At 58.4% G+C, this 12369-nt stretch carries 9 protein-coding genes; 5 read left to right on the forward strand and 4 right to left on the reverse strand.

Going from position 1 to position 12369, the window contains the following annotated elements; all coding sequences use genetic code 11:
• Nucleotides 1–8 precede the first annotated feature (8 nt).
• Both IEX85_RS01080 and IEX85_RS01085 read left to right on the forward strand, forming a co-directional pair.
• Nucleotides 9–1526, forward strand: coding sequence for a tripartite tricarboxylate transporter permease (locus IEX85_RS01080; protein WP_188857461.1), 1518 nt, complete (start codon nt 9–11; stop codon nt 1524–1526).
• 165 nt (nt 1527–1691) lie between these two features.
• Nucleotides 1692–2756 carry an AbrB family transcriptional regulator gene (locus IEX85_RS01085; RefSeq protein ID WP_229721734.1) on the forward strand — a complete coding sequence of 355 codons (1065 nt, stop codon included), beginning with the start codon at nt 1692–1694 and terminating at the stop codon, nt 2754–2756.
• A gap of 444 nt (nt 2757–3200) precedes the next feature.
• On the opposite strand, the gene IEX85_RS01090 is transcribed toward IEX85_RS01085, so the two are convergent.
• From IEX85_RS01090 to gcvA, 4 genes are all read right to left on the reverse strand, one after another.
• Entirely contained in the window at nt 3201–4568 is a 1368-nt protein-coding gene (locus IEX85_RS01090) for an MmgE/PrpD family protein (protein ID WP_188857463.1), read from the reverse strand.
• A 17-nt stretch (nt 4569–4585) separates the two neighbouring features.
• Nucleotides 4586–5779, reverse strand: a complete 1194-nt coding sequence (locus IEX85_RS01095) for a CaiB/BaiF CoA transferase family protein (RefSeq protein WP_188857465.1) — start codon at nt 5777–5779, stop codon at nt 4586–4588.
• 201 nt (nt 5780–5980) lie between these two features.
• A complete protein-coding gene (locus IEX85_RS01100; RefSeq protein WP_229721735.1) occupies nt 5981–6913 on the reverse strand; it encodes a tripartite tricarboxylate transporter substrate binding protein in 933 nt (310 codons plus the stop codon).
• Between the two features lie 329 nt (nt 6914–7242).
• Nucleotides 7243–8130 (reverse strand): transcriptional regulator GcvA, encoded by an 888-nt coding sequence (gcvA, locus tag IEX85_RS01105; protein WP_188857466.1) that lies wholly within the window; start codon nt 8128–8130, stop codon nt 7243–7245.
• Between the two features lie 539 nt (nt 8131–8669).
• Between gcvA and IEX85_RS01110 the strand changes: the two genes are divergently transcribed.
• From IEX85_RS01110 to IEX85_RS01120, 3 genes are all read left to right on the forward strand, one after another.
• Nucleotides 8670–10787: an adenylate/guanylate cyclase domain-containing protein gene (locus IEX85_RS01110; protein ID WP_188857472.1), complete on the forward strand. Its 2118-nt coding sequence runs from the start codon at nt 8670–8672 to the stop codon at nt 10785–10787.
• Between the two features lie 295 nt (nt 10788–11082).
• On the forward strand, nt 11083–11430 hold the full coding sequence (locus IEX85_RS01115; protein ID WP_188857474.1) for an FKBP-type peptidyl-prolyl cis-trans isomerase: 348 nt from the start codon (nt 11083–11085) through the stop codon (nt 11428–11430).
• A 102-nt stretch (nt 11431–11532) separates the two neighbouring features.
• The gene (locus tag IEX85_RS01120; protein ID WP_188857476.1) at nt 11533–12207 is read left to right on the forward strand and encodes a GNAT family N-acetyltransferase; all 675 of its coding nucleotides are present in this window, start codon (nt 11533–11535) and stop codon (nt 12205–12207) included.
• The last annotated feature ends 162 nt before the right edge of the window (nt 12208–12369 follow it).

Genomic DNA, 12369 nt, shown 5'->3' on the forward strand with positions numbered 1-12369 from the left:
GTGTCGCCATGTTTGAGAATATATTGATAGGTTTCTCGGCATTCGCCGATCCGCTGGTGCCGGTGGGCTTGATCGTGGGTGCCTTGCTCGGTTACATGATCGGTGCGGTGCCGGGACTTGGGCCAAGCCTCGGCGTTGCACTGCTGATTCCCTTTACCTACAGCCTTGATCCGTTGGTGTCGATCGTTACTCTCATCGCCCTCTATGCCGCGGCCGAATACGGCGGGGCCATTTCGGCGATACTCGTCAATTCACCCGGGACCGCGGCTGCCGTGACGACGTCCTGGGACGGCTTTCCGCTGACTCAGCAGGGCAAGGCCGGTGTCGCGCTGAATATCTCGATTATTTCCTCGGGTATCGGCATTTTCGGCAGTACCATCCTGCTGTTCCTGACGGCGGTGCCCCTGTCCGAGTTCGCGCTCAGTTTCGGGCCCACGGCCTATTTCGCCCTGGCTCTCGTGGGTTTGAGCCTGGTCTCGACCCTGTCCAACGGATCGCCGCTGAAAGGCGGTATCGCCATGGGCATTGGTCTCGCGCTCGCCACCGTGGGGCTCGATGCCCAGACCGGCATTCCCCGTTTCAGCGCACACCCGGAGTTTTTCGAGGGCTTCCCGCTGGTGCCGGTGCTGCTGGGCCTCTTTGCTCTGTCCGAAGTCCTCTTCATGGTCGAGGCAGGCCCTTCCGAAAAGAAGAAAAGCCAGCCGATGAGTGGAATTCTTGCCGTACCCTTTAAAACTTTCGGCAAGTTGAAGTTTCATCTGATGCGCAGCTCGGTCATCGGGTATGTGATCGGCGTCGTGCCGGGTGCGGGTGCTTCGATTGCGTCCTTTGTGTCCTATGCCGTAGCCAAGAAGTCCTCGAAGACGCCCGAGCAGTTCGGCAAAGGCAGCATCGAAGGCATAGCCGCATCGGAGTCTGCCAACAACGCGGCGGTCTCGGGTGCCCTTGCGCCGCTTCTGGCACTGGGTATCCCGGGATCGCCGACCACCGCCATCATGATCGGCGCCCTGATGATCCATGGCATTCAGCCCGGGCCCCTGCTGTTCACCACCAAGCCCGAAATTCCGTACACCATCTTCGCTGCGCTCTGGATCAGTGTGCCGGTCATGATCTTCATCGGCCTGGCGGGGGCCAGGTACTGGGCGAAAGTGTCGGACGTGCCCCGTCCCGCCATTGCGGCCGTCGTTGCCGGCATCTGCCTGATGGGGGCCTACGCGTCTGAAAACTCGATGTTCCCGGTGTATGTCACCCTGGCGTTCGGTGTTATCGGCTACATTCTGCGCAAGGTCGATATCCCGCTGGCACCGATCATTCTGGCCCTGGTGCTCGGTGAAATGCTCGAAACGAATTTCCGCCGCGCCCTGGTCATTTCCAACGGTGAGTTCGATATCTTCTACACCAGTCCGCTGACGTTGATCCTGTTGTCAATCGCGGTTCTCTCCTTCGCGATGCCGGCGCTGCGGTTTTTGCGTGAAAAACTGAACCAGCGTCGGCATGTGCAGGAAATATACCACGAAGAAGAGTGATCTCGGCCAGCCGAATCAATTCGTGATGTAACCCGGAACTGCGGACCGATATCGGTTTGCGGTTCCGGGTTTTTCCGGTTTATTCACTATCGATTAGATTAACAGTGCACTGGTGTTCTGTTTTTGGGAATTTAAAATTTTGTCTGATCCAGTGAGTTATTTTTAATGGGCATTGATTTGCGTAAGCCAATAAAATTAATGGCGCTCTATGTTTCGGCAGCTGCTGCAGGGTGGCTATTTCTGAAAATAGGGATGCCATTGCCGTTCATGATAGGGCCAATGTTATTTTCGGCCTTGCTGTATATTTCAGGATTGGCAAAACAGCCGGTAACGGCAAAGACGCGCCCCTTCGGTCAGATGGTCATCGCCTCGACGGTCGGTCTGGCTTTTACCAGCGATGCGTTGGCGATCGCTATGGAGATGGCCCCCATCATGGTTGGATTGACGCTTCTGACGGGCATAAACGCCGTCGTCGTGTCGGCCTTGCTCAGGCGATTCAGTCATCTCGATTATCCGACGGCGCTCCTGTGCACCATGCCGACCAGTCCCGTCGAGGCGGTCGTGGTCGCTGAGAAGTTCGGCCTGAACAGAGGCCTGGTCGTCCTGTCGCAAACAATAAGAATCGCCAGTGTCGTGGTGTTCATCCCTGTCGCCCTGTACATAGCCGACGGCTGGCCTGGCAATTCAGGTCGAGGGCCGGGAGTGGCCAACCCGTTCGACCTGGGCGGTGTAATGCTGCTGGCGATCTCCGCTTTGGCGGGCGGCCTCCTGTTTAAAACCCTCAGGCTGCCGAACCCCTACTTCTTTGGTGCTTTGCTCAGTGCGGCCGTCGTGTCCAGCAGTGGCCTGCACGTGACGTCCTATCCGTACATCGTCCTGGCGGGCGCTCAGGTGGTGCTTGGGAGCTGGCTGGGTTCCGTCTTTACCAGAGACCTCTTTTGGCGCGGTGGGAAGCTGACGCTTGCGCTAAGCCTGTCGATGCTCGGCTTTGTCCTTTTTACCTGTGTTAGCGCAATTGCCTTTGCTTACCTGATTGATCAACCCTGGGAAACGATGGTTCTCAGTGCCGCCCCGGGCGGCGTCACCGAGATGGCACTGACAGCCCAGTTTCTGGGCTACGATGTTGCACTCATCACTTCTTTCCAGATCGTAAGGATCTGTATTCTGATGCCGGGCATACACTGGTTCATTGCCGCTGCGCGTCGATTTGAAACCCGGCGCACTACCTGATATCCGCGAGTGACAGTTCGGACTGGCGCTACCGTTTCCGGACGAGCGCTGCTTCATCGGGCTGGGAGGTATCACGCGTAGGAGCGCCGCCCCGGCGCGAATCACCGCCGCGCCAAACCGATTCGCCGCGCGGCGCGGCTTACGGGCAGGGAGGTATCCCGCGCTTGATCGCTGACTCCGAGCGAAGCACCACCGTTCCAAATCGCGGCGCTCCGGACGAACGCCCCGCACGTTGTTTGCCAACACAGGAACCTTGGGCGAGCACACGCCGGTTTGATACAAAAACGTGGCGGTGTGGTTCGCGTCGCTCAACAGCACCCAGGTATTGCGCTCTAAATTGCGAAGAACCCAATAAGAGTGCGATTGCCCTTATAAGGGCGGGGAGAGGAGCCGTTGACCCGGTGTGATCTCACCGGGTCAACGGCCTTGTGGCGGGCTTGAGAATCAGGCGTCGGTAACAGTAGACGCCGCAACCGGTGCGACCGGGCCGGGCAGCTCGGCTCCGTACAGTACGTTTTGCCGCAAGGCCTCCAGTTGCCGGAGAGGCAGGACGGTTCCGGCCAGCTCGTTGTATTTGGCGATCAGTTCCTCGTCTGACAGCGGATCTTCCGGATCACCTTTTCGGGTTGGCTGGAAGTGTCGGATTTGGCGACCGTCCTTCAACTGAACGAGTAGCCTGGCCATGCGTCGTTTCGGATAGGCTGACGCCAGTTCGGCATCCTCGCTGACGGTTACTTTCTGCATCAAGGCGCGGATATCGGGACGCGCCAGTGCTTCTGGCCCGAAGGCAGCCAGTCGGACGCCGCCCAGCAGCAGTTGCGCGGCGAGGCAGTACTGTATGCTGAAACGGGCTTCCTGGGCCGATCGGGGATCCGGGCGGTTGCACATCTGATAGGTGGCGCCGTATCCCTCGACATGGATCGAGTCGATGTCGTCAGGTGCAAAGCCGTCCTGTTGCTGCATGTGCTTCAGGCCATCGAGGGCCGGGAAGATGTGTCCGCAGCAACCGTGATTCTTGACCGTCATGCGGGTAATGGGTGTCCAGTCGCCGATGCCTTCCAGCGCTGCTGTCCAGTCCCCGGAGGAGATACTAGTCGCCGCGGCAAACCCCTTGTCCGCATCGAGGCTGTCAAGAGATGCGGTCACGCCCTGGGCCGCGGCGATGCCGGCGAGGATGCCGGCATCGGCCGCGTGGCCGGGATGGAGTGCCTTGGCCATGCCTTCGCCCTGGAGATTCTGCTGATGGCCGCCGGCAAAGCTGCTGGCGAGGGCGATGGCATGGGCGATTCGCTCCGCGCCACAGCCTAGAATCATGGCCGTCGCCACGGCAGCGCCCAGGGTGCCGACGGTCGAGGTGGTATGCCAGTAGCGGTAGTGGCTGGGTTGAATGGCCAGCGAGATCCGGCAGCCTACTTCATAGCCGGCAATGATGGCCCGGTGCAGCGTTTCGAGCGAGGCCCCCCTGTCCTGAGCGACGGCGAGGGCGGCGGCAACGGTGGGGCTGCCCGGGTGATAGCCGCCATCCTTGAAGATATCGTCGAACTCGACGATATGGCTTGCGGTAGCGTTCAGCAGCGCCGAATGCCGGGGAGAAGCACTCTGGCCGTCCACATAGCAGACGGCGTTGCCCTGACCGCGACTGGCACCAAGGGCGTCGCACAGCAGGGTCGCCGGTGGCAGAACGGCGCCGGGCAGGGTCGTGGCGAACCAGTCCAGGAGGGCACGCCGTGCGGCCCAGGTTACTTCCGCGCTTAAACTTTGGTGCTGCCAGGCGGCCGCTGCTCTGGCCAGTTCCAGGGTCGGGTTGGTCATGCGTTGCTCCGTGGTAGTCAGTTGGTCGCGCCGGCCGCTCGCATCGCCTCTATCTCGTCGCGGCCGTAACCGAGTTGCGCCAGAATTTCGGCGCTCTGTGCTCCGACCGGCTGTGGCGGCAGGCTGATGTCCGCCAGGCTGTCGGACAGGCTGAATGCAGCGACGGGAACCGTCAGGCCATCGGCGGGGCTGTCGGGAGTGGCATGCCTGTGCAGTACCTGCCGGTTGGCGACCTGGCCGTCGGACAGGGTTTCTTCCATGCGGCGTATGCGGGCGGCCGGGATGCGTCTTTTCTGCAGGAATTCCTCCCAGTAATCCGCCGTCATCGTGCCAATGATCTTTGACAGAACCGCTGCTTCTTCTGCATGCGCATCAAGACGCTGATTGTTATCGGTCTTGATCATGTCTTCGCGACCGAGCGCTGTCCAGAGACGACGCTGTTGCTGCAGGTTCGACGCAGCGATCATCAGCGGCACATCGGCCGCCTGGTAGCAGCCAATGGTCGCGAACGGGAAGGTGTTGCCTTTTTGCTCGGGGTGCTTGCCGTTCCAGAGGTATCCGGTGAGGTGCGAGCTGGACAGTATCAGCGCGACATCAAGCATCGAAACATCGATAAACTGGCCTTTGCCGCCATTGCGCTCCCGCTGGAACAGGGCCGTCGAGATTGCGAAGGCAGCCGTCGTACCCGTTGCATAGTCGACCACCGGTGCGCCGGATTTCAGGGGCCTGCCGTCGCCATGTCCCGTCATCGCCATCATGCCGGAGAATGCCTGGATCACGTTATCGTAGGCGGTCTGTTCACGGCGGGGGCCGTTCGATCCAAAGGCCGAAACCGAACAGTAGATCAGCTTCGGGTTCAGCCTGGACATCTCGTCATAGCCCAGCCCGAGTTCATCGAAAGCGCCGGGCCGGTAGTTTTCCACGAAGACGTCCGCTGTCGACATGAGCCGTTTCATCGCCTCTCGCCCCTCGGGGGTCTTGAGGTCGAGCGCCAGCGTTTTCTTGTTGGACGCCTGAGCCATGAAAGCCGTGCCCATGCCGATATCGTTCAGGGCACGGTCCGAGCCTTGCATGCGTGCCTGGTCGGGGTCATTGGGCGACTCGACCTTGATGACTTCCGCACCCAGCACGGCCAGTTGATAGCTGGCAAAGGGGCCCGCGAGTACATGTGTCGTATCGATGACACGAATTCCGTCGAATGCTTTGGTCATGGGGTCTCACCGAATTGCGCTTGGGGAGATCTGTCTGGAGAGGGGACGGCAGGCAAGATCTCGGGATTGAAATTTACCGATAATGGAAGGTGCAACAAGGCAGCGGTTTTATGCCGAAACTCATCAAACCTGCCGGCAGCAGACCGAAGGAGGGAAGACCCGCCTTCGGTTCGTTGGTCGTAATCGGACTGAGTGCGGCTCTTACTCGATCAGTCCTGCTGTTTTCAACTGATTTTCCGCAACACCGCTTACACGATGGACGAAGTTCGTGTATTCCTCGGGCCCCATCCAGGAATCGACGACACCGGCGTTGCGCGCATAGGTCTGGTAATCTTCCGCACGCATCGCCTTGTGGAAGGCGTCGGCAATTTTTTGCTGGACGTCCTTCGGGATACCTGCCGGACCGAAGATGCCACGCACCTGCAGCCAACTGGTGTCGACCTCATAACCCTGCTCGCCAAAGGTAGGCAGGTCGGGCAGGCCGGTCAGACGCTCTTCGCCCAGAACACCCAGGCCGGCGATGCGGTTGGCATCGAAGAAGGAGCTCACGGATCCAAGGTTGGAGACGCCCACGTCCACGTGACCACCCAAGAGCGCCGCGACGATATCCGGCGTGGAGTTGAAGGCAACCCAGTTGAACTTGACGTCTGCAGCATGCTCGAGCATCGAAATGCCAATGCTCTGCATGGAGCCGATTGGGCCAAAGCCGCCGATATTGACTTGGCCGTCGTTTTCCCGTGCCCTGGCGACCAGGTCGTCAAGATTCTTGATATCGGAGTCGGACTTGACGAACAGCAGGATGGCATCTTCCTGTGTCGAGGCAATCCAGGAGAAGTCATCGGGCGAGAAAGTGCCCTTGAGGTTGGTCAGCATCGCGGTGAAGTGGGTCAGGGTATTCACACCCAGCGTCAGCCCGTCGGGTTTGGCGGCGCGAATCCGCGTCATCTGGCTTGCACCACCGCCGCCCGGGGAATTGATAACGACAACCTGCTGGCCGATCTCGGGTTCCAGGGATTTTGCCAGTGTCCTGATGAATACATCCGCGGAGCCGCCCGCCTTGGTGTGCATAATCATGTTGACGGGGCCGGTGGGCCAGTCACTTTCGGCAAGGGCTGCTTCGGTACCGCAGAACATTGTCATGGCAGCGACTGTGGTTGCGCCAAGGTAGGCGCGAGCGCTCTTGGTAACTTTGCGTAGCATCTTCGACGGTCTCCCGTATTTTATTTTTCGAGTATTCAATCTGGGGTCGATCCCCTGATTCAAGAGTCACAAAAAACAGTTCGAAGTGGTACTGACGATTTGTCAGGTCAGGGGTATGTTTTGATTAGGCAAGGTTACGAATACGACCTTTTACTCAGGAGTAGACTTCTTTTGAAAGGCAAATAGTTCGACTGAAGCGCCATTTAAAAAGTGTAAGCAGCTGCTTCATTCTGTAAGTGAATTGCAAGCCAGGTGGCTGAATATTACTCTGTCTTCGACAGCAGTTCGCGCATCCACGAAAGAAATTTGAGCAAGGGCTCGGATGGCCTCATATTTCGCGGCCAGGTCAGGTAATAGCCTTCACCGGTCTTGCATGTGGTGTCGAAAGGCGCGATGAAACTGCCGTTCTGGATCTGGCGTTCGACGAAGACCTTGACGGCGATCGCCACGCCAATGTTCATCGAGGCGGCTTCGTAAGCCAGAGCCGAATTGTCGAACCGGATACCGGCGTCGGCATCGATGTTGGCGCCGGCTGACGAAACCCAGTTGGCCCAGTCGTTGGGGCGTGCCATGGAATGCAGTAGACGAACGCGGGACAGGTCCTGTGGCGAGTTCAGCTTCGCCGATTCCATGAGCGTTGGGGAGCATATCGGGATCAGTTCGATGTCCACCAGTTTTTCCGCATGCAGGTCGGGCCAGTCACCATGGCCGGAGCGGATCGATGCATCGATGTTTTGCGTCTCAAAGTCCACCGGTGCCACGGATGAGGAAAGTCTGACCTCAATCGATTCGTTGGTGTCATGAAAGTTGGCGAGTCTGGGGATCAGCCAGCGCTGCGAGAAGGTTGTATAGGACTGAATCGACAGTATGTCCCGTCGGCCCCGCCGCGACACCTTGCGGGCCGCATTGCTGATGTCCTGGAATGCCTCGGTGATTCCCTCGTACAGCTCCCGGCCCTCGCGTGTCAGCTCGATACCTCGATGCAGGCGCCGGAAAAGGGCGACACCAAGGTAGTCCTCGAGCACTCGAACCTGGCGGCTGACGGCGACCTGGGACACGTTCAGCTCTTCTGCGGCGCTGGTCAGGCTGCAGAGCCGCGCTGCGGCTTCGAAGGTTCTTAGTGGGTTCAGCGGGGGAAGAGGGTATTTCATGTCACCACCGTAACAACATTTTCGTTATTTTTAGAATAAACCTTTCAATGACAAATGGCGTAGAGCTGATTTGTCGTGAGGGCTAAATGTAAGCGTCCCATGGCAGGTGTCGCTTTTTAACGTGGTGTATTTGGATGTTTATAATCACATCAGACTATTGCTCGGCACTGGGCACCCGGGGAACTCCCGGCATTTTAGTCGCTCGACTTTCGGCATTTTACCATCAGTTTCCATTCGGCCCATTATTCTGCTTGTCCGTATAAAAGACAACGAGCAATAAGTAAAGTAAGACTAACAAAAAGTTAGGCAAGGTGCACTATATATCCACTTGCGGATCACTGGGAAGAGGTGGCGACGTGGTGCCGGGAAAGCTCTGGCGCGTCGCCTCCACAGGGTAAGCGAACCTTCGGATGGTGGCAGTCGCCACCGACCACTGTCCGGTCGATGTTGCCGAATTTGTCGCCCCGGACCCGCCGAATACCGCCTGACCCATTACACTGATCGTTAAGCTCATTGACCATGCTGACGAGGCGTCACCCATGATCTTCAGAAGCCTTCGGGGCCGGTTGTTTCTGCTCTTTTTGCTGGTGGTCGTGCCGGTGTTGCTGCTGATCGTCATCATCAACATCGAACAGCGGCAGCAGGCGGCGGACAATGTCAGGGACAATGCGCTTCGGCTCATCCAACTGACGACCAGCCAGTATGAGCATCTGATCAAGGGAACCCGGCAGCTGCTGACTGCATTGGCACAGTTACCCTGGGTGCGCAATCAGGATGCCGACGCCTGCAGTTCGCTGTTCGGCGACCTGTTCAAGCGTTATCCCTACTACACGACGCTGGGGGTGACGAACCAGGAAGGCTATAGCTTCTGCAGCCCTCTGCGGGCAACACGTCCGGTCAACCTGGCGGACCGACCCTACATCATCAGTGCGATGCAAAGCCGGGACTTCGCCATCGGAGACTATGCGGTCGGCCGGCGCACGGGCAAGGCATCGCTGCACTTCGGTTATCCGGTCTTCGATCCGGAGGGCGCTGTACAGGGGGTCGTCTTCGCTGCCCTGGATCTGAAGTGGCTGGGTGAGCTCGCCGCCGGACTGCGCCTGGCGCCCGGTACATCGTTTTCGATTATCGATCGTAACGGTGTGCTGCTGGTGCGTTATCCCGTCTCGTCGCAGTGGTCAGTGGGTACCTCGATCGTGAAAAGCCCGTTATTCGAGGCGGCGGTTGCCCTAGGCGGCAAGGGCATAGTCGAAGCTCCGGATCTGAGCGGTGTCGCGAGCCTGTTCGCAGTGGAATCGATCAGCGGCAGTACGAAGGCGGAGGGTGGAGCTGCGCTCTATCTGGCTGTTGGCATTCCCATCGATTCAGCCTTCGCTCCCGTCAATTACACCTTTACCCGAAATCTAATCGTAGTCACTGCTATTTCCCTGTTCGCTGTAATGGCCGCCTGGTGGTTCGGCAAGAAAGCGATTCTGCAACCGGTAAGTGTTTTGCTTGGCGCGACCGAGCAACTGCAATCGGGGAACTTTGGCGCTCGTACCGGAATGCAGCCGATGCGTGGCGAACTCGCCCAGCTGGGAGGTGCTTTCGATCACATGGCGGAGCAGTTGGAACGGCGGGAGCTCCAGCTGCGCCATTCCCTTGCCGAGGCGACTCAGCTGAAAAATCTCCTTGATAGCGTGTTCTCGTCCATCGTCAGTGGCGTCATTACCACCGATACTCAAGGCACCGTTACGCTCAACAATGCCGCTGCGCTTCGTATTCTGGGATATGCTGATGCCGAGGACCTGGCGGGACAGAACGTGGCGGATTTCAGAGCGCCGCTCGGCAGTCTGCTGCTGCCCCATATTTATAGAGTCGGCCATAGCGGCGAACCGGTGATTGGACTCGAAACCAGTATCGAGGTGCCACCGCGAGGGGTCGCGCACCTTCGGTTCAACCTCTCTACGCTCAAGGGACAGCAGGACACGGAGGGCGTTGCCATCGTTGTCGATGATGTCACGGAGAAGCGCCAGGTCGAGGCTCAGCGCCGACTGCTGGAGCACATGGTCTCGCCCGTAATCCTGGCCCAGCTCGATCCGGAACGTTTGCAGCTGGGAGGCAAGCGAACGGAGATTACCGCCCTGTTCGCCGATATCCACGGCTTTACCCAGATCAGCGAACAACTCAATCCTGAAGACCTGGTCGGACTGCTCAACCGTTATCTTGCCGCCATGGCGAATGCGATACTGGTCGAGGAGGGGACAATCGACAAGTTCCTCGGTGATGCGGTCATGGCCTGGTTCAATGCGCCCTTGTCCCAGCCGGATCATGTTATGCGAGCGGTCCGCGCGGCGCTGGCGATTCGCGACACCATCGCCGAATTGCACGAGGAAATTTCTCCGCTGTTCAGGCTTTCGTTTGGTGTGGGGCTTCATGTCGGCGAAGCGGTTCTGGGACTCGTCGGTACGCAGGAACGGATGGAGTACACAGCCATCGGCGATGACATCAATATTGCCAAGCGCATCCAGGAACATACGGGTGCCGGGCAGATTCTCATCAGCGCCGCCCTGTACGACAGGGTCAAAGATCAGATTTCGGTGAATCCGGTATTCAGCATCCAGGTCAAGGGTAAGCGGAAACCGCTGGAAGTCTATGAGCTAACTGGCTTGAAATGAGTTTTCTCCCGACTTAACCTGCCGAGCTCTAGGTCGGCAGGAATTGTGGCGTAGCGTCACGGCTTATTGCTAGGGAACCTGCGAACAAGTCCCAATGAGGCTCTGGCTTGCAGCGCGGGCCGGAATCGAGGCGCCGTTTTGAAGGCATGCTGGTGGCCTGTCGAAAAGCGGCAACAAAGAGTCCGGTTCGCGCTGCAAGCCCCGCAGAGGACAACTGGGACTTGTCCATAGGTTCCCTGAACAGGCGTGATTGAATGCCGCGATGTGAACACTATTGAAAGCTTGCAGGAAAACCATGACTGATTTTGAAAGGCTGGTCGTTGAAGATCTGACTGAAGGCACAGGGACGGAAGTGAAGAAGGGCGGCGCCTTAATCACGGCTCACTATCGCGGTTGTCTGGAAGATGGAACTGAGTTTGATTCTTCGTACGAAAAAGGTCAGCCGTTTCAGACGGTGCTAAGTCGCAAGAAAGTTATCGCGGCCTGGGTCGAAGGCCTTATCGGCATGAAGGTGGGTGGCAAACGCAAACTGCTGGTGCCGGCGCAGATGGGTTATGGCGAGCGCGGCTTTGGTGACAAGATTCCGCCTCATTCGAATCTGATATTTGAAATTGAACTGCTGGAAGCGCTGAATCGGGAGTGAATCTCTCCCGGAAAGCTGGGTTCCCTAGAGTGTCTTTGGGCTGAATACCGCTGTGACACCCACCCGTTGATCTCAGCCAGAACTATTGCAGAGGAGACACCTATGGATCTTTCAAATTGGCGTGGTGCCCCGCAACCTGAGCGGGTGACCCTGCAGGGAAGATACGCGCGGCTAGAACCGCTTATCGAAGCGGTGCACGGGGCGGATCTGTTTGCCGCCGCGATCGAACCCGGTGCGGATGACCGGTTCCGTTACCTTCCCGACACTACGCCTCCAAACTATTCGGCCTTCACCAACTGGCTGCAAAAAGCGGAAGCATCGGCCGATCCGATGTTTTTCGCGGTTATCGACATGCGGAGCGGCCGGGCGGAGGGGCGCCAGGCACTGATGCGCATCGATGCGGCCAACGGGGTCGCCGAGGTTGGCCACGTACTCTGGTGTCCTGCAATCGCACGCTCGAGGATATCGACAGAGGCGCTTTTCCTGATGGCGCAGTATGTTTTCGACGAGCTTGGCTACCGCCGCTTCGAATGGAAATGCCACAATCACAACTTGCCGTCAAAGCGCGCTGCTGAGCGGTTCGGCTTCATCTTCGAGGGCGTTTTCCGCAATCATCTGGTGGTGAAGGGAGAAAATCGTGACACCGCCTGGTTCGCGATGACGGATGACGACTGGAAATCGGTAAAACCAGCCTATCTTGCCTGGCTTGATCCGACGAATTTTGATTCGAATGGACAACAGCGCACAAAACTGGGGACCGGATTAAAGGCATCGTAGCCAGACCATTTCCCGGTCGTATCGGGGGATGCATCACACCTGACCAACGAACGGCAATCGTCGTTGCCGTCCGGCCATAAGGGGGGCACTGGGGTCAGATTTTGTCTTTTGCCTGTCCAGCTCAAAGGTCCGCTTTGTGCCGATATGGGACCCACTTGGTAT

Origin of the sequence: Marinobacterium nitratireducens, assembly GCF_014645375.1 — a bacterium.
In the GTDB taxonomy this organism is placed as follows: domain Bacteria; phylum Pseudomonadota; class Gammaproteobacteria; order Pseudomonadales; family Balneatricaceae; genus Marinobacterium_A; species Marinobacterium_A nitratireducens.

Bases quoted from the DNA above. Each gene is read 5' to 3' on its own strand.
- IEX85_RS01115 (WP_188857474.1), top strand. From the start codon at position 11,083: ATGACTGATTTTGAAAGGCTGGTCGTTGAAGATCTGACTGAAGGCACA.
- IEX85_RS01120 (WP_188857476.1), top strand. From the start codon at position 11,533: ATGGATCTTTCAAATTGGCGTGGTGCCCCGCAACCTGAGCGGGTGACC.
- IEX85_RS01100 (WP_229721735.1), bottom strand. From the start codon at position 6,913: ATGTTCTGCGGTACCGAAGCAGCCCTTGCCGAAAGTGACTGGCCCACC.
- IEX85_RS01080 (WP_188857461.1), top strand. From the start codon at position 9: ATGTTTGAGAATATATTGATAGGTTTCTCGGCATTCGCCGATCCGCTG.
- IEX85_RS01110 (WP_188857472.1), top strand. From the start codon at position 8,670: ATGATCTTCAGAAGCCTTCGGGGCCGGTTGTTTCTGCTCTTTTTGCTG.
- IEX85_RS01085 (WP_229721734.1), top strand. From the start codon at position 1,692: ATGGGCATTGATTTGCGTAAGCCAATAAAATTAATGGCGCTCTATGTT.
- IEX85_RS01095 (WP_188857465.1), bottom strand. From the start codon at position 5,779: ATGACCAAAGCATTCGACGGAATTCGTGTCATCGATACGACACATGTA.
- gcvA (WP_188857466.1), bottom strand. From the start codon at position 8,130: ATGAAATACCCTCTTCCCCCGCTGAACCCACTAAGAACCTTCGAAGCC.
- IEX85_RS01090 (WP_188857463.1), bottom strand. From the start codon at position 4,568: ATGACCAACCCGACCCTGGAACTGGCCAGAGCAGCGGCCGCCTGGCAG.